Source organism: Spirillospora sp. NPDC047279, assembly GCF_040643285.1.
Taxonomy (GTDB): domain Bacteria; phylum Actinomycetota; class Actinomycetes; order Streptosporangiales; family Streptosporangiaceae; genus Spirillospora.
This window is the reverse complement of record NZ_JBEYUA010000023.1, coordinates 73,802-97,349: the sequence shown is the minus strand read 5'-3', so window position 1 is coordinate 97,349 and position 23,548 is coordinate 73,802. Positions and strand designations below refer to the sequence as shown.

Annotated in this window: 22 protein-coding genes; 10 read left to right on the top strand and 12 right to left on the bottom strand. The window is 72.2% G+C overall.

Annotated elements, in window-relative coordinates:
* Positions 1-36 precede the first annotated feature (36 nt).
* Both ABZ810_RS41230 and ABZ810_RS41225 read left to right on the top strand, forming a co-directional pair.
* Entirely contained in the window at positions 37-573 is a 537-nt protein-coding gene (locus ABZ810_RS41230; protein ID WP_358412450.1) for an NUDIX hydrolase, read from the top strand.
* A gap of 3 nt (positions 574-576) precedes the next feature.
* Entirely contained in the window at positions 577-1,557 is a 981-nt protein-coding gene (locus ABZ810_RS41225) for a carbohydrate kinase family protein (protein WP_358412449.1), read from the top strand.
* Here ABZ810_RS41225 and ABZ810_RS41220 read toward each other — a convergent pair.
* Positions 1,524-2,189 carry an HIT domain-containing protein gene (locus ABZ810_RS41220; protein WP_358412448.1) on the bottom strand — a complete coding sequence of 222 codons (666 nt, stop codon included), beginning with the start codon at positions 2,187-2,189 and terminating at the stop codon, positions 1,524-1,526. The genes ABZ810_RS41225 and ABZ810_RS41220 overlap by 34 nt on opposite strands.
* A 178-nt stretch (positions 2,190-2,367) precedes the next feature.
* Here ABZ810_RS41220 and ABZ810_RS41215 point away from each other — a divergent pair, with 178 nt between their 5' ends.
* The gene (locus ABZ810_RS41215; RefSeq protein ID WP_358412447.1) at positions 2,368-3,705 is read left to right on the top strand and encodes a prenyltransferase/squalene oxidase repeat-containing protein; all 1,338 of its coding nucleotides are present in this window, start codon (positions 2,368-2,370) and stop codon (positions 3,703-3,705) included.
* Positions 3,706-3,746: 41 nt separating this feature from the next.
* Here the strand turns inward: ABZ810_RS41215 and ABZ810_RS41210 are convergent, their stop codons facing one another.
* The 8 genes from ABZ810_RS41210 to ABZ810_RS41175 form a co-directional block, all read right to left on the bottom strand.
* Entirely contained in the window at positions 3,747-4,574 is an 828-nt protein-coding gene (locus ABZ810_RS41210) for a shikimate dehydrogenase (protein ID WP_358412446.1), read from the bottom strand.
* Complete coding sequence (gene mltG / locus ABZ810_RS41205) at positions 4,574-6,043, bottom strand: endolytic transglycosylase MltG (protein ID WP_358412445.1); 1,470 nt, start codon at positions 6,041-6,043, stop codon at positions 4,574-4,576. The genes ABZ810_RS41210 and mltG overlap by 1 nt, the downstream gene beginning before the upstream one ends.
* A gap of 5 nt (positions 6,044-6,048) precedes the next feature.
* Positions 6,049-6,507 (bottom strand): Holliday junction resolvase RuvX, encoded by a 459-nt coding sequence (ruvX, locus tag ABZ810_RS41200; protein WP_358412444.1) that lies wholly within the window; start codon positions 6,505-6,507, stop codon positions 6,049-6,051.
* Between the two features lie 52 nt (positions 6,508-6,559).
* Complete coding sequence (alaS, locus tag ABZ810_RS41195; RefSeq protein WP_358412442.1) at positions 6,560-9,229, bottom strand: alanine--tRNA ligase; 2,670 nt, start codon at positions 9,227-9,229, stop codon at positions 6,560-6,562.
* 2 nt (positions 9,230-9,231) lie between these two features.
* Positions 9,232-9,552 carry a hypothetical protein gene (locus ABZ810_RS41190; protein WP_358412440.1) on the bottom strand — a complete coding sequence of 107 codons (321 nt, stop codon included), beginning with the start codon at positions 9,550-9,552 and terminating at the stop codon, positions 9,232-9,234.
* On the bottom strand, positions 9,549-9,962 hold the full coding sequence (locus ABZ810_RS41185) for a DUF948 domain-containing protein (protein WP_358412439.1): 414 nt from the start codon (positions 9,960-9,962) through the stop codon (positions 9,549-9,551). Before ABZ810_RS41185 ends, ABZ810_RS41190 begins: the two co-directional genes overlap by 4 nt.
* 175 nt (positions 9,963-10,137) lie before the next feature.
* Positions 10,138-11,400: a replication-associated recombination protein A gene (locus ABZ810_RS41180; RefSeq protein WP_358412560.1), complete on the bottom strand. Its 1,263-nt coding sequence runs from the start codon at positions 11,398-11,400 to the stop codon at positions 10,138-10,140.
* A gap of 155 nt (positions 11,401-11,555) precedes the next feature.
* Positions 11,556-12,317 (bottom strand): phosphatase PAP2 family protein, encoded by a 762-nt coding sequence (locus ABZ810_RS41175; protein ID WP_358412438.1) that lies wholly within the window; start codon positions 12,315-12,317, stop codon positions 11,556-11,558.
* 147 nt (positions 12,318-12,464) lie between these two features.
* Here ABZ810_RS41175 and ABZ810_RS41170 point away from each other — a divergent pair, with 147 nt between their 5' ends.
* From ABZ810_RS41170 to ABZ810_RS41155, 4 genes are all read left to right on the top strand, one after another.
* Positions 12,465-12,968: a hypothetical protein gene (locus ABZ810_RS41170; RefSeq protein WP_358412437.1), complete on the top strand. Its 504-nt coding sequence runs from the start codon at positions 12,465-12,467 to the stop codon at positions 12,966-12,968.
* 73 nt (positions 12,969-13,041) lie between these two features.
* Positions 13,042-13,641 carry a DUF3105 domain-containing protein gene (locus ABZ810_RS41165; RefSeq protein ID WP_358412436.1) on the top strand — a complete coding sequence of 200 codons (600 nt, stop codon included), beginning with the start codon at positions 13,042-13,044 and terminating at the stop codon, positions 13,639-13,641.
* Positions 13,638-14,291, top strand: a complete 654-nt coding sequence (locus tag ABZ810_RS41160; RefSeq protein ID WP_358412435.1) for a DUF305 domain-containing protein — start codon at positions 13,638-13,640, stop codon at positions 14,289-14,291. Before ABZ810_RS41165 ends, ABZ810_RS41160 begins: the two co-directional genes overlap by 4 nt.
* Before the next feature lie 103 nt (positions 14,292-14,394).
* Positions 14,395-14,958, top strand: coding sequence for a TIGR03086 family metal-binding protein (locus ABZ810_RS41155; protein WP_358412433.1), 564 nt, complete (start codon positions 14,395-14,397; stop codon positions 14,956-14,958).
* On the opposite strand, the gene ABZ810_RS41150 is transcribed toward ABZ810_RS41155, so the two are convergent.
* Positions 14,955-16,205 carry a DUF349 domain-containing protein gene (locus ABZ810_RS41150; RefSeq protein ID WP_358412431.1) on the bottom strand — a complete coding sequence of 417 codons (1,251 nt, stop codon included), beginning with the start codon at positions 16,203-16,205 and terminating at the stop codon, positions 14,955-14,957. The two genes, ABZ810_RS41155 and ABZ810_RS41150, sit on opposite strands and share 4 nt — an antisense overlap.
* Positions 16,206-16,263: 58 nt before the next feature.
* Entirely contained in the window at positions 16,264-17,082 is an 819-nt protein-coding gene (locus ABZ810_RS41145) for a peptidylprolyl isomerase (protein WP_358412430.1), read from the bottom strand.
* A 185-nt stretch (positions 17,083-17,267) separates the two neighbouring features.
* Here ABZ810_RS41145 and ABZ810_RS41140 point away from each other — a divergent pair, with 185 nt between their 5' ends.
* From ABZ810_RS41140 to aspS, 3 genes are read left to right on the top strand one after another with little or no spacing between them, the layout of a single operon-like run.
* Positions 17,268-17,963, top strand: coding sequence for an MBL fold metallo-hydrolase (locus ABZ810_RS41140; protein WP_358412429.1), 696 nt, complete (start codon positions 17,268-17,270; stop codon positions 17,961-17,963).
* Between the two features lie 11 nt (positions 17,964-17,974).
* Positions 17,975-19,243, top strand: a complete 1,269-nt coding sequence (gene hisS, locus ABZ810_RS41135; protein ID WP_358412427.1) for a histidine--tRNA ligase — start codon at positions 17,975-17,977, stop codon at positions 19,241-19,243.
* Positions 19,240-21,018 carry an aspartate--tRNA ligase gene (aspS, locus tag ABZ810_RS41130; protein WP_358412426.1) on the top strand — a complete coding sequence of 593 codons (1,779 nt, stop codon included), beginning with the start codon at positions 19,240-19,242 and terminating at the stop codon, positions 21,016-21,018. Before hisS ends, aspS begins: the two co-directional genes overlap by 4 nt.
* A 128-nt stretch (positions 21,019-21,146) precedes the next feature.
* Here aspS and ABZ810_RS41125 read toward each other — a convergent pair whose 3' ends face one another.
* A complete protein-coding gene (locus ABZ810_RS41125) occupies positions 21,147-23,321 on the bottom strand; it encodes a bifunctional (p)ppGpp synthetase/guanosine-3',5'-bis(diphosphate) 3'-pyrophosphohydrolase (RefSeq protein ID WP_358412425.1) in 2,175 nt (724 codons plus the stop codon).
* Positions 23,322-23,548 lie beyond the last annotated feature (227 nt).

The window sequence follows — 23,548 nt, the reverse complement described above, 5'->3', positions numbered from 1 at the left end:
GAACCGCCGAGGCCGGCCGAACGAAAGAGCTCCGGGATGAGCGTTCCCAGCACCGGGGCGGCGGGCACCGCCGCACCGCCCCCGGCGTCCCCGATCCGGCTCGAGTTCGCGCAGAAGGCCTTCATCCTCGACGCCGCCGGCCGGCTCCTGCTGGTGCGCAAGGCCGCCTCCGACCCGTTCCAGCCCGGCCGGTGGGACGTGCCCGGCGGGCGGCTCGAGGTGGCCCACGACCTCGACCTCGACGACCACATCCGGCGCGAGGTGTGGGAGGAGGTCGGCCTCAAGGTCGACCCCGGGCCGCCGTTCCACCTGTGGCAGTGGTTCATGCCCGACTCCCGCGCGGCCGGCCGCGCGGGCGCGGGCGGCGGCCACCCGGCGCAGGTGCGGGTCGTGGCGACCGCGCGGGCGTGCCGGGCGGTGTCCACGGAGGTCACCGGCGCGCACCGGACCGCCGACGACCATCTGGGCGAGCCCGCCTGGGTGCCGCTCGACCGTCTGGGCGCCTACGAGCTCATCCCGAGCCTCCGCCCGGTCGTCCGGGCCTTCCTCCGGCTGCGCGCGGACGACGGCTGATCCATGGACGACACCGGCCGGCAGACCCCCGCGGTCTCGCTCCCCCCGGTGCGGTGGCCGGGCCTGGACGGCGCGCCCGAACGCCGCTTCGACCTGATCATCGTCGGGGACGTGCGGCTGGAGATCCGCGCACAGCTCACCGGCGGCCTGCGCTTCACCGACCTCACCTCCGACCGGCTCGCCTACGCGCCGGCCCGCGCCGTGATCGCCGGCACCGCCGTCAACCTGGCGCGGCCCGCCACCCGCTACTTCCGGCGCACCGGCCTGCTCACCCGGATCGGCGACGACGACCACACCGACACGATCCGGCGCGAGCTGGCCCGCCTCGGTGTCCGCGACCTGTGCGGCGTCGAGCCCGGCGCGCCCAACGGGGTGGCGGTGATGGTGCGCGACAGTTCCCCCGGCGGGCCCGGGGTGCGGCTGCTCATCGCGGAGCGGGACGCGCCGAGCCGGCTGCTGTCGGAGTCCGACGTCCACCGGGCCGCGGCGCAGATCCGCGACGCGGACGCGGTCTTCCTGGACGGGTACGGACTGCTCTCGCCGACCTCCCGGACCGCGACGCACGCCGCCGCCCGCCTCGCGCGCGACGCCGGCACCGTCGTCGCCCTCGACCTCGTGCCGCACGACATCGACGCCCGGCTGCCGCTGACCAAGGTGCTGCCGCTGCTCTCGCTGGCCGACGTCGTCTTCACCGAGGCCGGAACGGTCTCCCGGCTGCTGGGCGCGCCCGGCGCCGTGACCGCGGACGGCGCGCACGGCCTGCTGCCGGTGCTGGACCGTGCGGTGCGGGGGCGGCCGCTGTGGCTGCTGCGCTGCGGCCCCACCGACCTGGAGACGGTGCTGGCCTACCGCGCGGCGGGTGACGGGGGGCTGCTGCTCGAATACCCGACGGGCTACGGGGAGGGCGTGGAGCGCGCGGGCTTCGGCGACCGGCTGGCCGCTGCCGAGCTCTACTGGTGGCTGTCGGCGCGTTCGCGCGGCTGAAGGGCCCGCACGGTGCGCAGGAAGCGCGCCCGGCTGCCGGGCAGGCCGAACGTCTCCTGCCAGCGCCACGGCCCCTCGGCGAGGGCGACGGTCGCCGCCCAGCGCAGGAACTGGCTCGGCACCCCGTCCCCGGGATGCACGGTGGCCGTCCCGCACTCCTCGATCAGCAGGTAGGAGCGGCGGCGCCGGTAGCGTCTCCGCACCGTCTCGTGGGAGGCGGGCTCGCCCGGCAGCCCGCGCGCGGTGACCACCGCCCGCACCCCGCCCGAGCCCGGCAGCAGATGCCAGTGCGCGTGGTCGATGCACGAGCCGCCGCCCTGCGCCGTGCCCGGCCCGTGCTCCAGCAGCACCAGATCGTCACTGCCGTAGGCGGCCCGGTAGGCCCGCGCCACCCGGTCGCGCCAGGCGCGCGCCCGCGCCCACATCGCCGGGTCGAACGCGCCCGCGCACTCGTGGTGGCGCACCGTCACCAGCAGCAGATGCCCGTCGACGATCGGCGCGAGATCGGGCATCAGGAAGAAGTGCTCGTCGGCCGCCAGCACCGCGGCCTCGCCGGGAAGGTCCACCATCGCGTTGAACCGGAACCGCAACGGCGGACACAACACGCAGTCGGCGACCACATCCGTTCGCATCGCGTCCTCCAGGGAGCCCGGCCCGCCTCACTCGTTGCGGTGATCCTCCGGCAGGCCGTCGTAACTCAGGGTGCCCAGCGATCGACACAAGTGCTGTGCCCCTCGGATAGACCCACCCAGCATGAGGGGTGCAGATTCATGGCTAAACGGGAACAAAGGCCCTAGAGAGCGGGCCACAGTGAAGAACCTCCAGAACCTCCAGAACCTCCCCGAAGACGCGCCGCGAGACGCCACCCCCTCGGTCATCGACACGGCCGTCCTCGGCGTGCGCCTCAACGACTCCCTCGACGTCCTGCGCGACGCGTACACCACCAACCCGCCGCCCGGCGTGGGCGGCGGCTGGTACCACGAGCTGTCCCGGCCCGAACCCGGGTCGACGGCGACCGCGCTGGGGCTGCTGGCGTTCGTCGAGCTCGGCCGTCCGTTCGAGCATTTCGACGAGTGCCTGGCGTACCTCACCTCGCGGCAGATCGCCTCCGGCGACCCGCTCAAGGACGGCGGCTGGTCGACCAAGACCAGCCTCGGCATGCCGGTCGTGGAGGCCACCGCGTGGATCGGCCGATTCCTGGCCCGCGCCAACTGCGAACTGCGGCAGGACGCACCCGACGTCGGGCGCGCGTACCGCTGGCTGGTGCGCAACCAGAACCCCGACGGCGGCTGGGGCTCGCTGCGCAACTGCCCGTCCCGGGTCTGGCTGACCTGCCTGGCCCTGCGCGCCCTGACCCAGCTCAACCCCTACGACCCGGCGGTGGAACGGGGGATCGAGTGGCTGACGGCCGACCGTACCTCGCACCGTCCCGCCTGGGGGCCCACCCCGGCCGCCGAGCCCACCGTCACGCACACCGCGTTCGCCCTGCTGACGCTCGCCGAGGCGCGGCCGGGGCACACCGACCCGAGGCTGATGGCCGCCTACGACTGGCTGCGCGACCATCTGGACACCGACCAGGAGCACATCTGGATCGAGACCTACGACGTCTCCCCCAACGGGCCCGTCTCCAAGCCCGTCTGGCGGCTCGCCCTGTGGCACTACGGGCTGCCGATCGCGCTGTCCGCGCTGCTCCGGGACCCGCGCGGGGTGCCCGGCGAGATCATCAGCCGCGCGTTCCGGACGTTGTCGCAGGGCGACCTCGGCGACCCGCGCTGGAACGGCACCGGCCGGTCGTCGTTGTGGACGCTGACCTGGCGGCTGGAGGCGCTCACCGCGCTCAGCAGGCTCCCGCTCACCCAGCCCGGCGACGTCCTGCACTGGCTGCCGGACGCGATGGTGATCCAGCGCGCGCACGCACGCAGCCGCCCGCTCCCCGCGCTGCTCCCCCGCCGCTCGCACCTGGCCGCGGCGGCCCGGCTCCGCCGGCACTGGACCACGATGCTGCTCGGCGGCGTCGCCGTGGCCAGCCTCGCGGGCGTCGCCACCGGCACCTGGGCGTGGCGCGACTTCTGGCTGAGCGTCAGCCTGCCGATCATGCTCGCGATGATCCAGGAGGCCATGCGCCGCCGCGGCAGGCCGCCGCACTGAGCGGGCGGGGCAGGCCGCCGCACTGAGCGGGCGGAAAACGGTCAGGCGGACGCGCGCCGGCGCAGCTCCGCCTCGCCCGCGGCGCGCATCGCCTCGACGGGCACGTCGTCGCGGCCGGTCATCAGCGCGACCTGCCGGACCGCCTGGTGCAGGAGCATCGCGAAACCGCCGACGACCGTGCCGCCCACCCGTTCGACCGCGGCGGCCAGCGCCGTCGGCCACGGCGCGTAGACCACGTCGAACAGCGCGGCGCCCGAGGCCGCCACCGGCGCGGCGAAGGCGTCGGCCGCCCCGCCCGGCAGCGTCGACACCACCAGCTCGGCGGTGGCCAGCTGCGGGACCCGTTCGAGGACGTCGACGTGCACCTTAAGCCCGAAGCGCTCCCCCACCTCGGCCGTCTCGCCCGCCCGCGACGGATCGCGCACGGCCAGCGTCGCCTCCTGGAGGCCGAGCCGGGACAGCGCCGCCAGCGCGGACGCCGCGGTAGCGCCCCCGCCCAGGACGAGCGCCGAGGCGGGCGCGCGGAGCCCGGCCTCGGCCAGCGCGGTCACGATCCCGGACACGTCGGTGTTGTCGCCGTGGCGGGCGCCGTCGCGGAGCACGATCGTGTTGGCGCCGCCGACCGCGACCGCCAGGTCCGAGACGACGTCGACCAGGCCCAGCGCCGCGCGCTTGAGCGGCATCGTCAGCGACAACCCGGCCCACGTGCCGTCGAGCCCGTCGAGGAACCCCGCCAGGCCGTCCTCGGCGCACTCGAACGCGCCGTAGGACCATCCCTCCAGGCCCATCGCCGCGTACGCCGCCCGGTGCAGCACCGGGGACAACGAATGCGTGATCGGCGAGCCCAGCACCGCCGCCCTGTTGGCCATCAGTTGCCGGGGTTCGCCTTCTGCCAGGCGCGGAACTTGCGCTCCAGGGCCGCCCGCTGCGCCTCGGTCGAGGCGAACTCGGTGACCTGGTTGGTCGGGTCGGTCGCGATGAACCAGATCCAGTCGCCCGGCTCCGGGGCGGTGACGGCCGCGATCGCGTCCTCGCCGGGGTTGGAGATCGGACCGGGCGTCAGGCCCTTGTTGTAGTAGGTGTTGTACTTCGACGAGCGCGTGCGGTCGATGTCGCCGTGGCGGACGTCCAGCGTGCGCTTGTTGAGCACGTAGAGGATCGTGCTGTCGAACTCCAGCGGCTTGCCGATCTTGAGCCGGTTGTAGATGACCCGGGCGATCTTGGGGAAGTCCTCGGTCTTGCCGCCCTCGGCCTGGATCAGGCTGGCCATCGTGATCAGCTGCGCCGGGCTCATCTTGACCTGCCTGGCCTTCACCACCAGGTCGAGGTCCTCGGCCGCCTTGTTGTAGCGGTCGACCATCTGCTTGATGATCTCCCGCGGCGAGGCCTTGGGGCTGATGTCGTAGCGGCCCGGGTAGAGGTAGCCCTCCAGCTTGCCGCCCGAGTAGGCGGGCAGGCCGAGCCCCTTGGTGTTGGCCGCCACGGCCTGGAACCTGCTCTGCGCGATGCCGGTCTTGTCCGACAGCTCCTTGAAGAGCTCGTTGACGCGGATGCCCTCGCGCACCGTGATCTGGTTGCCGGAGCGGGACTTGGGGTCGTGCAGGAGCGCGATCGCCGCGGCCGAGGACATCTGCAGGCGCATCTGGTAGTAGCCCGGCTGGATGCTCGCCGCCTTGGGGTCCTTGTTGTAGACCTTCACGAACGCCCGGACGCTCTTGACCACGTTGCGGGACTGGAGCGTCGCGCCGATCTGGGAGCCGTTGTCGCCCTCCTTGATCTGGACCGTGACATTCCCGGAGCCCGCGCCCTCGAAGTCCGGCGGGTTCATGCGCTTGTCGAGCCAGGCGTAGCCGAAGACGCCACCGGTGCCGACCAGCGCGACGATGAACGCCAGCGCGAAGAAGAAGGCGGCCCGGCCGCTGTTCTTGCGGCGCTTCTGCCGCTTGCGCGCGGCCCGCTGGTCACGCCGGCTGAGCTGGTCGTCGGCCAGATGGCCCGCCGCGTACGGGTCGTGATCGTCGTACTGGCCGTTCTGCTCGTACTGGCCGCCCTGCTCGTACTGCCCCTGGTCGTACTGGTCGTACTGGCCCTGGCCGTACTCGTCCTGCCCGTACTGGTCCTGCCCGTACTGGCCCTGCCCGAGTTGGTCCTGGCCGTACTGGTCCTGCCCGTACTGGTCCTGGCCGTACTGGTCCTGGGTGTACTGGTCCTGCCCGCGCTGGTCGTACCGGCCCTGGGAGTACCGGTCCTGGCCGTACTGGTCAGGGGCGGACCGGCCGCGGCCGCGTCCGCCGCGACCGCGGGGGTCGCGGCCGTGCGGGTCTGAGAAAAGATCCAAATCGTTCATGAGCTTCCCCGGACGATCTCGCCTGAGGGCCGCCCAGTCAACCGTTCGCCGTCGAGGGCCGCCTGGAGCAGCACCGCCGCGGCGGCCTGGTCGACGACCTTGCGGCGGGCCTGACCATGGACTCCTCCGGCGCGCAGCCCGCTCTCGGCGGTGACCGTGGTGAGCCTCTCGTCATAGAGCCGGACCGACTCGGGCGGCAGCTTGGCGGCGAGGCCGGCCGCGAACCGGCGCGCCCCCTCGGCCGCCGGGCCCTCACGGCCCGACAGCGAGGTGGGCAGGCCCACGACGACCTCGACGGCCTCGTGCTCGGTCACGAGCTCGGCCAGCCGGTCGAGGTCGCCCTTGCCGCGCTTCACGGTCTCCAGCGGGGACGCGAGGATCCCGCCGGGGTCGCTGCGGGCGACGCCGATGCGGACGGATCCCACATCGACTCCCAGCCGGACTCCGTGCCTCATCGCCCGGCTCCGCGGAGCCGTGTCAGGCGCGGCCTCATGCTCCCAAGATCGTTCACGTGGTCCCTATTGCTCGTTCCACGGCGGCCAGCGCGTCCGGGATGGCCTCCGGGTTCGCACCTCCGCCCTGTGCGAGATCGTCCTTGCCTCCGCCACCGCCGCCGAGCGCCTTGGCCGCGACGCCGACGAGGGCGCCCGCCTTGAGACCGCGGTCCTTGGCGCCCTCGGTCACCGCGATCACCACGACCGGGCGGTCCTTGGGCACGCCGACGACCATGACGACCGCGGGACGCGACGTCAGCCGGCCGCGGACGTCGACGGCGAGCTTGCGCAGGTCGTCGGCGCCGGTGCCGTCAGGCGCGCGGTGGCCGACGAACGCCGTGCCGGCCACGTCCTGCGCGCCGTCGGCGAGCTGCCCGGCGACCGCCAGCACCTGCTGCGAGCGGAGCTTCTCCAGGTCCTTCTCCGCCTCCCGCAGCCGGGTGACGATGCCCGAGACGCGCTCGGGCAGCTCCTCCTTGCGCGTCTTGAGCTGCTCGGCGAGCTGCGCGACGAGGACGTTCTCCTTGGCCAGGAAGCGGAACGCGTCGATGCCGACCAGCGCCTCGACGCGGCGGATGCCGGCGCCGATGGACGACTCGCCGAGCACCTTGATCAGGCCGAGCTGGCCGGAGCGGGCGACGTGCGTGCCGCCGCACAGCTCGCGGGAGTAGTCGCCGACCTCGACGACCCGGACCTCGTCGCCGTACTTCTCGCCGAACAGCGCCATCGCGCCCATCGCGCGGGCCTCGTCGAGCGAGGTGTGGAACGCGCGCACGTCGAGGTCGTTGACGAGGACCTCGTTGACCTCGTCCTCCACGTCGCGCAGCACGGTGAGCGGCACGGCACCGGACGCGGTGAAGTCGAAGCGGAAACGGCCGGGCGAGTTTTCCGAGCCGGCCTGCGCGGCGGACTCGCCGAGCGCCCGCCGGAAGCCGGCGTGCACCATGTGGGTCGCGGTGTGCGAGCGGGAGATCGCGCGCCGCCGGTCGATGTCGATCTCGGCGTACGCGGCGTCGCCGACCTGCGCCTCGCCGCTGCGGACCTTGCCACGGTGCACGATGAGGCCCGCCAGCGGCGACTGCACGTCGTAGATGTCGACGATCGCGCCGTTGCCCAGCCTCACCACGCCGTGGTCGGCGAGCTGGCCGCCGCCCTCGGCGTAGAACGGGGTGCGGTCGAGCACGACCTCGACCTCCGTGCCCTCGCCGGCCGCCTGCACGCCGGCGCCGTTGATCAGCAGCCCGACCAGCCGGGCCTCGCCGGTGACGTCGGAGTAGCCGGTGAAGTCGACCTGCCCGCCGGCGCGCGTCAGCAGGTCGTCGAGGGCCGACACGTCGAGGTTGCCGGTCTTCTTGTCCTGCGCGTCCTTCTTGGCCCGGTCGCGCTGCTCCTTCATGAGCCGGCGGAAACCGTCCTCGTCGACCTGGAGGCCCTGCTCGGAGGCCATCTCCAGGGTCAGGTCGATCGGGAAGCCGTAGGTGTCGTGCAGCTTGAACGCCTGGTCGCCGGCCAGCGCCGGGCGGCCGGAGCGCCTGGTCTCCTCCACCGCCGCGTCGAAGATCGCGGTGCCGGTGCGCAGCGTCTGGAGGAAGGACTCCTCCTCCGCGTCGATCACCGTGTGGATGTTGGCGGCGGTACGGATCAGGTCCGGGTACTGCTCGCCCATCGTCTTGACGGCGACGGCGGTGAGCTCGTGCATCAGGCCGGGCTCCTCGCCGCCCAGCAGCCGCAGGTTGCGGATGGACCGGCGCAGGATGCGGCGCAGCACGTAGCCGCGGCCCTCGTTGCCGGGCCGGATGCCGTCGGAGACCATCATCGTGCCGCTGCGGACGTGGTCGGCGATCACGCGGAGCGACACGTCGGCGCGGTGGTCGCGGCCGTACTTCGACTCGGTCAGGTCGGCCGCCCGGTCGAGGACCTTCCAGAGCGTGTCGGTCTCGTAGATGTTGTCGACGCCCTGGAGGATGGCGGCCATCCGCTCCAGGCCCATGCCGGTGTCGATGTTCTTGGCGGGCAGCTCGCCGAGGATCGGGAAGTCGTCCTTGCCCTGGCCGGCGCCCCGCTCGAACTGCATGAACACCAGGTTCCACACTTCGAGGTAGCGGTCCTCGTCGGCGATCGGGCCGCCCTCGCGCCCGTACTCGGGGCCGCGGTCGTAGTAGATCTCCGAGCAGGGGCCGCACGGTCCGGGCACGCCCATCGACCAGTAGTTGTCGGCCATGCCGCGCCGCTGGATGCGCTCCAGCGGGACGCCCACCTTCTTGTGCCAGATGTCCTGGGCCTCGTCGTCATCGAGGTAGACGGTGACCCAGAGCCTCTCCTCCGGGAAGCCGAAGCCCCCGTCGGCCTCCGGCCGCGTGAGCAGCTCCCACGCGAAGGGGATCGCCTTGTCCTTGAAGTAGTCCCCGATGGAGAAGTTGCCCAGCATCTGGAAGAAGGTGGCGTGCCTGGCGGTCTTGCCGACCTCGTCGATGTCGGGGGTCCGCACGCACTTCTGGGCGCTGGCCAGGCGCGGGGCCGGCGGGGTGCGCTGCCCGAGCATGTAGGGCTTGAACGGCACCATGCCGGCGTTGACCAGCAGGAGCGTCGGGTCCTCGGCGATCAGGCTGGCCGAGGGCACCTTCAAGTGCCCGTGCTCTTCGAAGAACGTGAGGAAGCGGCGTGCGACCTCTGCCGACTCCATGATCAGTGGCCATCCTTGTCGTCGTCGATGATCGTATAGCGGGCCCGAAGCACCCTGCGGGGCCTTCCCTCAGGTGGCTCCGGTGGAGCCTGGTCCATGCGGATCGCCTCGCGAAGCTCGGCTTCGCGCGCCTCCATCTCGGTACGGACGTCGGAGGCGAAATTCCTCAATCGTCCTCCGGCGTCCTGCCCGGCGGTCACCGCGCGGGCGGCGACGCCCTCCGGCGACCAGGTGCGGGCGAAACGTTCGACCCGCCTCTTGACCCGGTGGGTGGCGTAGACGCCGGCGCCGGCACCGACCGAGAGCCAGAAGAGCCGTCTCATCGCCGCCCCTTGCCGGACGCGCGGGCCGGAAGCTGCCGGCGGTCGTCGCGCGGCTCCTCGGGACGGCTGTTGCCCAGCGCCTTGCGGACGCCGTAGGAGAAGGCCGCCGCCTTCACCAGCGGGCCGCCGACCACCGAGGTCATGACCGTGGTGACCGCCGACACGTTCTGCGTGACGCCGGCGACCTGCTTGGTGATGACGTCGGTGCGGCCCAGCTGCTCGTTGGCGCGCTGCACCGTCCGCGTCATGTCGTCCATCAGCGGCCCGGCCTGCTTGCCGAAGTCGGACACGACCTTGCTCGCCTCGCCGAGCAGCTTGGCGAGCTTGAGCAGCGTGAGGGCGAGGAAGGCCACGAGAATCGCCCAGAACACGGCCACGATGAGACCTGCAAGCTGTCCACCAGTAAGCATCAGGGCTTCCGTTCGCGTCGTCGTCTCGGGGTCGGTCTCCGGGGCGTGCCAGGCCGGATCGGTCTGAGAGACCTTACCGTGGGCGCCGGCCCTGGCAGCGCAGGGTTCGAACCCGCGCAAGCCCTCTGCGACGCAGGCTACCGGGACCGGGCGCCCGATCGCTGGATCACGCCCTTCACGACGCGCCACCGCGGCCGCGCAGGACGGCCCGGATGCGGTCGAGCACCTCCGAGAAGCGCGCCTCGGCGCCGTGCCTGGTCGGGCGGTAGTAGTCGCGGCCGGAGACGGTGTCGGGGGCGTACTGCTGGCGCACCACGCCGCCCGGGTAGTCGTGCGCGTACTTGTAGCCCTCGCCGTGGCCGACCTTGGCGGCGCCCTTGTAGTGCGCGTCGCGCAGGTGGCCGGGCACCGGGCCGACGAGACCCTTCTTGACGTCGCCGATCGCCTCGCCGATCGCGGTGATCACGGCGTTGGACTTGGGCGCCAGGGACAGGTGGATGACGGCCTGGGCGAGGTTGATGCGGGCCTCGGGCAGGCCGACGAACTCCACCGCGTGCGCGGCCGCGGTCGCGGTCTGCAGCGCGGTCGGGTCGGCCATGCCGATGTCCTCGCTGGCGTGCACGATCAGGCGCCGGGCGATGAAGCGCGGGTCTTCGCCCGCCTCCAGCATGCGGGCCAGGTAGTGCAGGGCGGCGTCGACGTCGCTGCCGCGGATGCTCTTGATGAACGCGCTGATCACGTCGTAGTGCTGGTCGCCCTCGCGGTCGTAGCGGACCGCCGCCCGGTCGACCGCCTTCTCCAGCACCTCGGGCGTGATCGTCTCGCCGTCGTCGACGACGAGCGCCGCCGCCTCCAGGTAGGTGAGCGCGCGGCGGGCGTCGCCGCCGGCCAGCCTGATGAGGTGGTCTTCGGCGGCGGGGTCGAGCGCGACCGCCCCGCCGAGCCCGCGCTCGTCGGCGAGGGCGCGGCCGATGACCTCGCGCAGGTCGTCCTCGCCGAGCGGCTCCAGCGTGAGCAGCAGCGACCGGGACAGCAGCGGGCTGATCACCGAGAAGAACGGGTTTTCGGTGGTGGCGCCGATGAAGGAGACCCAGCGGTTTTCGACGGCGGGCAGCAGGGCGTCCTGCTGGGCCTTGTTGAAACGGTGCACCTCGTCGACGAACAGCACGGTCTGGCGGCCCGCCATGCCCAGCTCGCGGCGGGCCAGGTCGATCTCCGCGCGGACCCGCTTGACGCCGTCGGTGACCGCGGAGATCTCCACGAACCGCCGCTTGGTCGCGGTGCTGACCACGGTGGCGAGGGTGGTCTTGCCCGTGCCGGGCGGGCCCCACAACACCAGCGACATGGGCACGTCGCGCTCCACCAGCTGGCGGATGGGAGTGCCGGGCCCGAGCAGGTGCGCCTGCCCGACGACCTCGTCGAGCCCGCGCGGCCGCATCCGCACCGCGAGCGGCTGCTCGGCGCCGGGTGCCGCCGCGGACGCCGGACTTGAGGACGCGGCCGGACCTGAGGACGCCGAGGACGCGCCTCCGGCGGCGGCGTCCGCCGCCGGGTCGTCGAAGAGGCCCTCCGGCTGGCCCGGTCCCGCACTGGTCACGCTCCGACACTATCCTCCCGCACCGACAATGCCGGCCGGGTCGGCGCCGCCCCCCGCACCAGCCGGGCGGACGCCGCGAGCGCCGCCACGACCACGGCCGATCCCGCCACGCCGTCGAGCCAGTAGTGGTTGGCGGTCAGCACGACCACGGTCACGGTCAGGACGGGATGCAGCACCACCAGATGGCGCAGCCGCCCGCGGCCGTACCGGATCACTCCCCACGCCACCAGCACGGCCCAGCCGACGTGCAGCGACGGCATCGCGGCGAACTGGTTGGCCATGCCCTCCCCCGGCTCGTGCGCGTACGAGCTCGGGCCGTAGGCGTTCATCAGGTCCACCATCCCGGCGCCGGGCATCAGCCGCGGCGGCGCCAGCGGGTAGAGGAAGTGGACCACCAGGGCCAGCGCCGCGGAGAGCACGATCGCGGCCCGCACCCGGGGCCAGGCCGGGCGGCGCCGGAACCAGACCCACGCCAGGAAAGCGAGCGTCGCCGGGAAGTGCACCCGGACGTAGTACTCGTTGGCGACCCGCGCCCACCCGTCCCAGCCCAGCGCGGCCCGCTGGAGCGCCGCCTCGTCGGGCAGCCACAGCGCCCGTTCCAGCCGCCAGATCTGGTCGGCGTGCGCGAAGGCGACGTCGGGACGCCCGTCCGCGAGGTGCCGCCCGTAGCCGTAGAGCGCCCAGAGAACCGCCAGCAGGAGGACCTGGACGGCGAACGCCGCCGCTCCGCGAAACCAGGGGACTACAGAACGGCGCATAGTGTAATAATCAACCGCCTTCTCCCATGATCAATGGTCCGATCGGACGGTTCGCGATCCACCGCGAGGGTGAGACGTGCGGGCGTGATCTGGAACCCGGAGGGGGCGAGCCGCGTTATCCGCGCGGAGACGGACGGAAGGACGACGGTGACCGGCACGGCACGCCGCCGGCGCCACGGGCTCGCGGGACTGCTCGTGGCGCTGTTCGTCGTGGCCGGGCTCGTCTTCACCTACGGCCTCGGGCACGCCCCGCCGGTACGGGTCTGCACCGCGCACCTCACCAGCGTCACGGCCGACGCGGCCGACGCGACGGCCCGGCAGGAGTCGGCCGCCGCCCACGCGGCGGGGACCGCCGGGCTCGCCGCGGGCGCCGCTTCCCAGAGTCTCGCCGCGGGCGCCGCGGGCGCCGCTTCCCAGAGTCTCGCCGCGGCGCCCCTCGCCGCCACGGCCCCCCTGCACCTGCCGCCGCTCGACCCGGCGGCCGGCTGCCTCTGCATGGCCCTTCTCACGTTGCTGATCCTGGCCCTCGCGGCACTCCCGGTCCGCACGGGCGGACGCCTGCCCGCCCGGATCGGCTGGGCGCTCGGCCCGCCGGCCCCGCGCCCGCCCTCGTCCCCCTCTCTGTCGTCGCTCCAGGTGCTGTTGCTGTGACGCAGTGACGCGCCGCCGTCACCCACCGTCCAGAAACCCCCCTGAGAGCACGACTTCCGAAGAGGTGTCCCCAATGTCCAAGAGCGCCCGCAACCGAGCGCAACGCAACGTCCTCACCCAGCGCACCGTCCCCTGGGGCGGCATCGCCTTCTTCTCCGTCATCGGCGTGGTGGCCGTCATCGCGATCACCTTCGCGTTCCTCCAGTCCCGGCCCGCGGACTCCGACGCCGGCGCCTCGCTCGACGGGCTCGTGCAGAAGGACGACCTGGGCCGCGACCACGTCACCACCTCCGTCCAGTACGACTCCCCGCCGATGGGCGGCAACCACGACCCGGTCTGGCAGAACTGCGACGGCCGCGTCTACGAGCAGCCCCTGCGCAACGAGAACGCCGTCCACTCGCTGGAGCACGGCGCCGTCTGGATCACCTACAAGCCCGACCTGGACAAGGGCCAGGTCGACAGGCTGAAGAAGAAGGTCGACGGCACCGACTACACGATGATGAGCCCGTTCCCCGGCCTGGACTCGCCGATCGTGCTGTCGGCCTGGGGCAAGCAGCTCAAGCTCCAGGACGCCTCCGACGCCCGCGTCGACGCGTTCCTCAAGGCCTACGTGAAGGGCCCGCAGACGCCCGAGCCCGGCGCCGCCTGCAACGGGGCCAAGGACACGCCGTGAGCGACGCCGCCCCGGCACCGCGCGGGCGGCGGGCGACCGCCGTCCTCGCGGTGCTGGTCCTGGCCGGGGCGGCCGTGCTGGTGTTCCTGGCGATGTCGCGGTCCGACCGGCCCGGCACCGACGGCCCCGAGGCCGGGTTCGCCCGCGACATGAGCACGCACCACGCCCAGGCCGTCCAGATGTCGTTCGTCGTGCGCGACCGCACCGCCGACAAGGCCACCCGGCTGCTCGCGTACGACATCATCAACACCCAGTCGGCCCAGATCGGCATGATGACCGCCTGGCTGGACGAGTGGGGGCTGCCCAAGGCCGATCCCGGCGGGCGCATGCGCTGGATGAACGGGCACGGCGGCCACACCGCCGCGGCGTCGCCCGCCGCGACCGGCTCCGACGGGGCCGTGATGCCGGGCATGGCCACCCGCACCCAGCTGCGCGAGCTCGAGAAGGCCTCCGGCAAGGCGGCCGAGGTCCAGTACCTGCGCCTGATGATCGCCCATCACCGCTCCGGGGTGACGATGGCCGAGGCGGTGCTCGCCCGGACCGAACGGGAGCAGGTCCGGCGGCTGGCCCAGAGCATGGTCGACGGCCAGAAGTCCGAGATCGGCCTCATGAACCGGATGCTCGGCGAGCGGGGCGCGAGCGCCGCCTAGACCGTGTCTCAGGGCACCGGTGGGGCGTACTTCACACGCCGCCGGGCGGGCAGCTTGCCGATATCGCTTGACACGCCAGGCGCGGCGCGGGTCACTGACCACCATGGCTCAGAAACTCAGCGGCTACCACCGGGCACTGGACCTCTTCGAGGGCGTGGTCGGCGGCGTGACCCGGGACGGGTGGGACCGGCCGTCCCCGTGCGCCGGCTGGACCGCCCGGGACGTCGCCGGGCACGTGATCGGCGGGCAGTACCTGATCCGAGCCATGGCGACCGGCGCCGAGCAGCCGGACGTCGCCCACGACCCGGGCCGCTACTGCGCCGGGGACGCGCTGCTGGAGTGGCGGACGGCGCGCAAGGAGTGCGCCACCGCCCTCACGCCGGAGGCGCTGCGGCGGCAGGTGCCGTTCGGTGAGCTGGGCGACCTTCCGCTGGGCGACTTCCTCGGCGGCTACCTGCTGGAGCCGCTGATCCACGCCTGGGACCTGGCGCAGGCCACCGGCCAGCGGGTCCGGCTGGACCCCGACCTCGTCCACCACGCGTTCGCCACGGCGCAGATCGTCGCGGGGCGGTACCGCGCGGACGGGCGCCTGGCGCCGCCGCTGACCGTGCCGGCGGGCTCCGACGAGCTGACCAGGCTGCTCGCGTTCATGGGCCGGAAGGCCTAGGAGAACTCGGCGAGGGTGCGCTCGGCCTCTTCCAGCCAGGCGCGCCGCGCTGTGAGCGCTTCCTCGGCGTCCCTGATGTCCTTGTCGCGGCCGCCGTCCTGGGCCTTGGACAGGCGCTTCTCCAGCTGCTCGATGGAGTTGCGCAGCTGCGCCACCGTCGCCTCGGCCCGCGCGCGGGCCTCGGGGTTGGTGCGCCGCCACTCCGACTCCTCGGCGCCGCGGACCGTCTCCTCGATCTTGCGGAGCCGGCCCTCCAGGCGGTCGCGCTGGTCGCGCGGCACCATGCCGGCCGCCTCCCAGCGCTCCTGGATGAGCCGCAGCGACTGCCTGGCCTGGCGCACGTCCTTGACCGGCAGCAGCTTCTCGGCGTCGAGGAGGATCTTCTCCTTCTCCTCGGCGTGCACGCGCAGCTCGGCGTCCCGCTCGGCGAACGCCGCGCTGCGGGCGGAGAAGAAGGTGTCCTGGGCGCCCTTGAACCGGGTCCACAGGTCCTCTTCGGCGTCGCGCGCCGCCCGGCCCGCCAGCTTCCAGCGCCGCATCAGGTCACGGTAGGCCGCGGCGGTGTCGCTCCAGTCGGTGGACTCGGTCATCGCCTCGGCCTCGGCGACCAGCCGCTCCTTCTCGCGGCGGGCCTCCTCGCGCTGCTCGTCCAGCGTCGCGAAGTAGACCTTGCGGCGCTTGGTGAAGGCGTTGCGGGCGGCCGACAGCCGCTTCCACAGCGCGGTCTCGGTCGGCCGGTCGATGCGCTCGGCGGCCTTCCACTCCTCCACCAGCTGGCGCAGGCGCTCGCCGCCGTTCTTCCAGTGCGTCTCCTCGGTGGCGATGCGCTCGGCCTCGCCGACGATGCGCTCCTTGACCTCGCGCGCCTCGTGCCGGGCGTGCTCGCGCTGCGCCTTGACCTCCTCGCGGCGCTTGCCGACCGCCTCGGTGAGGCCGTCCAGGCGCCGCGTCAGGGCCTCCAGGTCGCCGACCGCGTGCGCGTCGGTGATCGCCTCACGCAGCCGCTGGATGCTCTGCTGGGCCTGCGAGGGCTGCAGGTCGGTGGTCCGCACCCGCTGCTCCAGGAGGCCGATCTCGGTGGCCAGCGCGTCGTACTTGCGCTTGAAGTAGGCCAGGGCCTCCTCCGGAGCGCCGGCCTGCCAGGATCCGACGACCCGTTCACCGTCCGACGTCTTGACGTAGACGGTGCCTTCCTCGTCCACCCGGCCCCAGGGATCGGTCGCGCTGGACACGCTTGCCTCCCGCATCACGGGTCCGGTCGATTCCGTGCAGACCGGACCCTCCACACCTTAATGTCCCGACGCCCTATTTCTTGGCGATCGCGACGTCCTGAATCGTGACCTTCTTCTTCGGCTCGCCCGTACCGTCGTCGCCCGCCTTGGCGACACCGGCCGCGGCGACCTCCTCCAACAGGTCGATACCCGTGGTGATCTTGCCGAACACCGTGTAGTCGGGGCTGAGCTGGGAGTCCCCGTAGACCAGGAAGAACTGGCTCCCGTTGGTGCCGGGACCGGCATTGGCCATCGCGAGCGTGCCCTTGGTGTACTTGGCGCCGTCGGTGTTCTCGTTGCCGAATTGGTATCCGGGGCCGCCCGTGCCCTTGCCCGTCGGGTCACCGCACTGGAGCATCTTCAGCCCCTCGCTGGTGGACAGCCGGTGGCAGTGGCTCTTCTTCCAGAAGTCCTTCTTGGCCAGGAAGGCGAACGAGTTGACCGCGCAGGGCGCCTTCTTGCCGTCCAGCTCCAGGCCGATGTCGCCCTGGCTCGTCTTGATCGTCGCCTTCACCGTGCCGTCATAGGCCGGCTTGACCGGCGGCGTGCCCAGGTCCTTGGGCGCCCCGGCCTCCTGGGCAGCCGTGTAGGCGCACTCCCCCGGCTTGGCCGACGCGGCCGCGGCCGGCGTCGACGGCGTCGCCCCGGCGTTGGCGTTGGCGTCCTTGCCCTCGTCGTCCTTGGAGCCGGCGAACGCCGCGATGGCACCGCCACCGCCCGCGATCACCGCGACGGCCGCCACGGAAGCAACGATCTTGACGCGCCGGGCGCGCGCCTCCCGGGCGAGCCGGGCCTGTTCCTGGCGCTCGTAGCGCTGACGCGCGAGCTGCTTCTTGCGGTCCTTCGCCGCCACGTGCGTGCCCCTCCGGTGTGATCAGGTGAACGTGCAGCGCATAGTAGCGGTACCTGAGGTGAGCTCGGGCCGCCGAAACCGTACCGGCGCCGACACGGCGACCGGCACATCTCGTTCGCGGTGGCCCGGGCCGCGCCGGTACCCTCGAAGCGCCGCTCGATCGATGGTTTGAAGGAAGGACGACCGTGCTCGTCGCCGGGTTCCCCGCAGGCTCGTTCGCCGCGAACTGTTACCTCGTGGCGCCCGCCGCCGGCGAGGAGTGCGTGATCATCGATCCGGGCCAGGACGCCGAGGCCGGGATCGACGAGATCATCCGCGAGCACCGGCTCAAGCCGGTCGCGGTGCTCCTGACGCACGGCCATCTTGACCACGTGTGGTCGGTCGCGCCGGTCTGCGGAGCCAGGGACGTGCCCGCCTACATTCACCCCGACGACCGGGATCTTCTCACCGATCCGGCCAAGGGGTTCGGCCTGGGCCCGGCCCAGCAGCTGTTCGGCGGCCTGACGCTGACCGAGCCGGACGACGTGAAGGAGCTGTCGGACGGCGCGGAGATCGAGCTGGCCGGGCTGAGCTTCACCGTCGACCACGCCCCGGGCCATACGCCCGGGTCGGTGACCTTCCGGACGCCCAAGACCCAGGAGCTGCCCGACGTGATCTTCACGGGCGACCTGCTGTTCGCGGGGTCGATCGGACGCACCGACCTGCCGGGCGGCTCCTACGAGGAGATCCTCCAGAGCCTGTCGCGGGTGTGCCTGTCCCTTCCGGACGAGGCCGCCGTCCTGCCCGGCCACGGCGAGCAGACCACCATCGGCCGTGAGCGCGCCGGCAATCCGTTCCTCGCGGATCTGACGCCCGCTGACGGACCCAACAAGGGATTCTGACCTAAACCATCATGAGTTCGAGCTTCCAGGCCCCCAAGGGGGTCAGTGAATACGTTCCGCCGCGCGCGGACCTCTTCGCCGCCATCCGGCAGGCGTTCGGCGAGCGGGCGCGGCTGGCCGGTTACGGCTATCTGGAGCTGGCGGTCTTCGAGGACACCAACCTCTTCAAGCGCGGCGTCGGCGAGTCTACCGACGTCGTCAGCAAGGAGATGTACACCTTCGAGGACCGCGGCGGCCGTTCCCTGACGCTGCGCCCCGAATTCACCGCGGGCGTGCTGCGGTCGGTGCTGGAGCACGGCCTGCACAAGCAGGGCGCCCTGCCGGTCAAGGTCTGGACGACGGGCCCGGCCTTCCGCGCCGAACGCCCGCAGCAGGGCCGCTACCGGCAGTTCTACCAGCTCGACCTGGAGGCGATCGGCAGCGAGGACCCGCAGGTCGACGCCGAGACCATCGCCATCGCGTGGGACTGGTACCGCAGCCTGGGCCTGACCCGGGTGCGGCTGCTGCTCAACTCCCTGGGCTGCAAGGAGTGCCGTCCGGCCTACCGGGCCCGGCTGCAGGAGTTCCTGCGCGCCCTCGACCTGGACGAGGCGACCCGGGCGCGCATCGAGATCAACCCGCTGCGCGTGCTCGACGACAAACGTCCGGCCGTGCGCGATCAGCTCGAGGGCGCCCCGCTGATGGCCGACCACCTGTGCGGCGCCTGCAAGGCCCACCACGACAAGGTGCGCGAGCTGCTGGCCGACCTCGGCATCGAGTGGGAGGACACCCCCACCCTGGTGCGCGGCCTCGACTACTACACCCGCACCACCTACGAGTTCGACCACCCGCTGCTCGGCTCCCAGTCGGGCATCGGCGGCGGCGGGCGCTACGACGGCCTGTCGGAGGACATCGGCGGGCCGCCGCTGCCGGGCATCGGCTTCGGCCTGGGCCTGGACCGCACGGTCCTGGCGCTGGAGGCCGAGGGCGCCGAGTTCACCGCCCCGCCGCGCTGCGAGGTGTTCGGGGTCGCGCTCGGCGAGGAGGCCGAGCGGCGGCTGTTCTCCCTGGTGGCCGAGCTGCGCGCGGCCGGGATCGCGGCCGACATGGCCTACGGGGGCAAGAGGCTCAAGGGCGCGATGAAGGACGCCGACCGTTCCGGGGCGCCGTACGCGCTGATCCTCGGCGAGCGCGACATCGCCGCCGGATCCGTCCAGCTCAAGGACCTGGCCGGCGGTGAGCAGACCGCCGTGGCGCTCACCGAGATCACTTCGACGTTGAAGGAAAGGCTTTCACGATGATCCGCTCGCACGAGGCGGGGACGCTCCGCAAGGAGCACGCCGGGCAGCAGGTGACGCTGGCCGGGTGGGTGGCCAGGCGCCGCGACCACGGCGGCGTCACGTTCATCGACCTGCGCGACGCCTCCGGCACCGCCCAGGTCGTCTTCCGGGAGGAGGACACCGCGCACGACCTGCGTTCGGAGTTCTGCGTCCGGATCACCGGCGAGGTGCGGGTCCGGCCCGAGGGCAACGAGAACCCCGAGCTGCCGACCGGTGAGATCGAGGTCGCCGCGGCCGACATCGAGGTGCTGTCGGAGGCCGCGCCGCTGCCGTTCCCGATCGAGGGCGACGTCAACGTCAACGAGGAGGTCCGGCTCAAGTACCGCTACCTCGACATCCGCCGCGAGGCGGTGGCCCGGGCCATGCGCGTGCGCTCGGAGGGCTCGTTCCTGGTGCACGAGGTGATGCGCGAGCACCGCTTCGTCAACGTCGAGACCCCCACGCTCACCCGGTCCACGCCCGAGGGCGCCCGCGACTTCCTGGTGCCCGTCCGGCTCAAGCCCGGCCACTGGTACGCGCTGCCGCAGTCGCCGCAGCTGTTCAAGCAGCTCCTGATGGTCGGCGGGCTGGAGCGCTACTACCAGATCGCCCGGTGCTACCGCGACGAGGACTTCCGCGCCGACCGGCAGCCGGAGTTCACCCAGATCGACATCGAGATGTCCTTCGCCGACCAGGACGACGTCCTGCGGGTCGGCGAGGACCTGGTGGCGCGGCTCTGGAAGGAGGTCGTGGGCTACGAGATCCCGCGGCCGATCCCGCACATCACCTACGCCGACGCCATGGCCCGCTATGGCTCCGACAAGCCCGACCTGCGGTTCGGCAACGAGCTGACCGACCTGACCGAATACTTCTCGGGCACCTCGTTCCGGGTGTTCCAGGCGCCCTACGTCGGCGCGGTCGTCATGCCGGGCGGCGCGTCCCAGACCCGCAAGGAGCTGGACGGCTGGCAGGACTGGGCCAAGGCGCGCGGCGCCCGCGGCCTGGCCTACGTGCTGCTCCAGGAGGACGGCACGCTCGGCGGCCCGGTCGCCAAGAACCTCTCCGACGGGGAGAAGGCCGGCCTGGCGGCGAAGACCGGTGCCGAGCCCGGCGACGCGATCTTCTTCGGCGCGGGCGTGCCGCACTCCACCAAGGAGCTGCTGGGCGCCGCCCGCCTGGAGATCGGCCGCCGCCGCGGGCTGATCGACGAGTCCGCGTGGGCCTTCGCCTGGGTGGTCGACGCGCCGATCTTCGAGGCCGTCTACGACGAGAAGGGCGAGCGCATCGGCTGGACGTCGGTGCACCACCCGTTCACCGCGCCCAAGCCGGAGTACGCCGACACCTTCACCGGCGACCCGGGTGCCGCCCTGGCCAACGCCTACGACCTCGTCTGCAACGGCTACGAGATCGGCGGCGGCTCGATCCGTATCCACCGCGCCGAGATGCAGCAGCGGGTGTTCGACGTGCTGGGCCTGTCCAAGGAGGAGGCCGAGTCCAAGTTCGGCTTCCTGCTGGAGGCGTTCAAGTTCGGCCCGCCCCCGCACGGCGGCATCGCGTTCGGCTGGGACCGCGTGGTCATGCTGCTCGCCGGCGGCGACTCGATCCGCGACGTGATCGCGTTCCCGAAGGCGGCCTCCGGCTACGACCCGCTCACGGCCGCGCCGACGCCGATCACCGAGCAGCAGCGCAAGGAGGCCGGGGTCGACGTGATCCCGGAGGACGAGGACGAGGAGACCGCCGCGCCCGCCGGAGCGTGACGCTCCGCACGCGGCTGAGAACGATCACGGCGAGCCCCGCACCGGTTCCGGTGCGGGGCTCGCCGCTTTCGATGAAAGTGGCCCTGCGGGCGTTTGAGAGCCGTACAGGCGGGGTAGCGTCGCGCCGCTCAGCGGTGGGTGCCGCTGGTGACGCGATAGACGTCGTAGACGCCGTCGATCGACCGGACCGCCTTGAGGACGTGGCCCAGATGTTTGGGGTCGCCCATCTCGAAGGTGAACCGGCTGACCGCCACCCGGTCGCGGGTGGTGGTGACCGACGCCGACAGGATGTTGACGTGCTGGTCGGAGAGCACCCGGGTCACGTCCGACAGCAGGCGGGGACGGTCGAGCGCCTCCACCTGGATCGCCACCAGGAAGACCGAGTCCTCCCCCGGCGACCACTTGACGTCGATCAGGCGGTCGGGCTGCTCCTTGAGCTGGGCCACGTTGACGCAGTCGGCGCGGTGCACCGACACGCCGTGGCCGCGGGTCACGAAACCGACGATGTCGTCGCCCGGCACCGGCGTGCAGCAGCGCGACAGCCGTACCCAGACGTCCGGGTCGCCCGCGACGACCACGCCGGGGTCGCCGGTGGAGCGGGTGCGCTTGCGCTTGGTCGGCAGCGCGATCTCGGCCAGGTCCTCTTCGGCGCTCTCGACCCCGCCGAGGGCCGCGACCAGCCGCTGCACGACGTTCTGCGCCGACACCTGGTTTTCCCCGACCGCCGCGTACAGCGACGAGACGTCCGTATAGCGCATGTCGCGGGCGAGGGCCAGCAGCGCCTCGCCCGACATCATGCGCTGGAGGGGCATGTTCTGCTTGCGCATCGCGCGGGCGATCGACTCCTTGCCGGACTCGATCGCGGTGTCGCGGCGCTCCTTGGAGAACCAGTGCCTGATCTTGTTGCGGGCGCGGGCGCTCTTGACGAAGTTGAGCCAGTCGCGGCTCGGCCCCGCGTCGGGCGACTTGGAGGTGAAGACCTCGACGGTGTCGCCGTTGTCGAGGGTCGACTCCAGCGGCACCAGGCGCCCGTTGACGCGGGCGCCGATACATCGGTAGCCGACCTCGGTGTGGATCGCGAACGCGAAGTCGACCGGGGTGGCGCCCTGCGGGAGCGCGATCACGTCGCCCTTGGGCGTGAAGACGAAGACCTCGGAGACCGACAGGTCGAAGCGCAGCGACTCCAGGAACTCGGCCGGGTCGGCGGTCTCCTTCTGCCAGTCGAGTAGCTGGCGCAGCCACTGCATGTCGGCCGCCTTGCGCCCGGCGACCGTCTCCTCCTTGTACTTCCAGTGCGCGGCGACGCCGTACTCGGCCCGGCGGTGCATGCCCCAGGTGCGGATCTGCAGCTCGACCGGCTTGCCCTCGGGGCCTATCACCGTCGTGTGCAGCGACTGGTACATGTTGAACTTCGGCATCGCGATGTAGTCCTTGAACCGGCCGGGGACCGGGTTCCATCGCGCGTGGATCGAGCCGAGGGCGGCGTAGCAGTCGCGGACGCTGTCGACCAGGACCCGGATGCCGACCAGGTCGTAGATGTCGTCGAAGCTGACGTCGCGGGCGATCATCTTCTGGTAGATCGAGTAGTAGTGCTTCGGCCGGCCGGTCACGGTGGCCTTGATCCGCGCCTCGCGCAGGTCGGTCGACACGTTCTCGATCACGTCCTGGAGGAAGACGTCGCGGCGCGGGGCGCGCTCGGACACCAGCCGGGCGATCTCGTCGAAGCGCTTGGGGTAGAGCGTGGCGAAGGAGAGGTCCTCCAGCTCCCACTTCAGCGTGTTCATGCCGAGCCGGTGGGCCAGCGGCGCGAACACCTCGAGCGTCTCGCGGGCCTTCTTCTCCTGCTTGTGCCGCGGCATGTAGCGCAGCGTGCGCATGTTGTGGAGCCGGTCGGCGAGCTTGATCACCAGGACCCGGATGTCGCGCGCCATCGCGACGACCATCTTGCGCACGGTCTCGGCCTCGGCGGCCTCGCCGTACTTGACCTTGTCGAGCTTGGTCACGCCGTCGACCAGCGCGGCGATCTCGTCGCCGAAGTCGGCCCGCAGCTCGTCGAGGGTGTATTCGGTGTCCTCGACGGTGTCGTGCAGCAGCGCGCCGCAGAGCGTCTCGGTGTTCATGCCGAGCTCGGCGAGGATGGTCGCGACCGCGAGGGGATGGGTGATGTAGGGGTCGCCGCTCTTGCGCTTCTGGTCGCGGTGGAAGTGCGCCGCGACGTCGTAGGCGCGCTCGATGAGCCGCAGGTCCGCCTTGGGATGCGTGTTGCGGACCGTCTTGATCAGTGGTTCGAGTACCGGGTTCATAGCGGGGCCGCGCTGGGCGCCCAACCTGGCGAGCCTTCGGCGCACCCGGGCGGCAGACGGTGGGATCGTGGCCGGCGTGGGCCTGGACGAGTGAGCTGGCGGGGTCTCGGCGGGGGGTTCGGCGGGGGGTTCGGCGGCCGCGGCGTCGCGGCCGGCGGGGGTCTCCCCTGCCGGTGGTGATCCCGCGGGTGACGTGGACCTTCGTGCGCGCGGCGCCGTGGCGGAGG

What these genes read in the sequence shown, in the direction of transcription:
- ABZ810_RS41155 (WP_358412433.1), top strand. Translation starts at nt 14,395, where the DNA reads ATGGCTCAGAAACTCAGCGGCTACCACCGGGCACTGGACCTCTTCGAG.
- ABZ810_RS41165 (WP_358412436.1), top strand. Translation starts at nt 13,042, where the DNA reads ATGTCCAAGAGCGCCCGCAACCGAGCGCAACGCAACGTCCTCACCCAG.
- ABZ810_RS41185 (WP_358412439.1), bottom strand. Translation starts at nt 9,962, where the DNA reads ATGCTTACTGGTGGACAGCTTGCAGGTCTCATCGTGGCCGTGTTCTGG.
- aspS (WP_358412426.1), top strand. Translation starts at nt 19,240, where the DNA reads ATGATCCGCTCGCACGAGGCGGGGACGCTCCGCAAGGAGCACGCCGGG.
- ABZ810_RS41150 (WP_358412431.1), bottom strand. Translation starts at nt 16,205, where the DNA reads ATGCGGGAGGCAAGCGTGTCCAGCGCGACCGATCCCTGGGGCCGGGTG.
- ABZ810_RS41230 (WP_358412450.1), top strand. Translation starts at nt 37, where the DNA reads ATGAGCGTTCCCAGCACCGGGGCGGCGGGCACCGCCGCACCGCCCCCG.
- alaS (WP_358412442.1), bottom strand. Translation starts at nt 9,229, where the DNA reads ATGGAGTCGGCAGAGGTCGCACGCCGCTTCCTCACGTTCTTCGAAGAG.
- ABZ810_RS41175 (WP_358412438.1), bottom strand. Translation starts at nt 12,317, where the DNA reads ATGCGCCGTTCTGTAGTCCCCTGGTTTCGCGGAGCGGCGGCGTTCGCC.
- ABZ810_RS41210 (WP_358412446.1), bottom strand. Translation starts at nt 4,574, where the DNA reads ATGGCCAACAGGGCGGCGGTGCTGGGCTCGCCGATCACGCATTCGTTG.
- ABZ810_RS41190 (WP_358412440.1), bottom strand. Translation starts at nt 9,552, where the DNA reads ATGAGACGGCTCTTCTGGCTCTCGGTCGGTGCCGGCGCCGGCGTCTAC.
- ABZ810_RS41125 (WP_358412425.1), bottom strand. Translation starts at nt 23,321, where the DNA reads ATGAACCCGGTACTCGAACCACTGATCAAGACGGTCCGCAACACGCAT.
- ruvX (WP_358412444.1), bottom strand. Translation starts at nt 6,507, where the DNA reads ATGAGGCACGGAGTCCGGCTGGGAGTCGATGTGGGATCCGTCCGCATC.
- ABZ810_RS41220 (WP_358412448.1), bottom strand. Translation starts at nt 2,189, where the DNA reads ATGCGAACGGATGTGGTCGCCGACTGCGTGTTGTGTCCGCCGTTGCGG.
- ABZ810_RS41180 (WP_358412560.1), bottom strand. Translation starts at nt 11,400, where the DNA reads ATGCGGCCGCGCGGGCTCGACGAGGTCGTCGGGCAGGCGCACCTGCTC.
- ABZ810_RS41225 (WP_358412449.1), top strand. Translation starts at nt 577, where the DNA reads ATGGACGACACCGGCCGGCAGACCCCCGCGGTCTCGCTCCCCCCGGTG.
- hisS (WP_358412427.1), top strand. Translation starts at nt 17,975, where the DNA reads ATGAGTTCGAGCTTCCAGGCCCCCAAGGGGGTCAGTGAATACGTTCCG.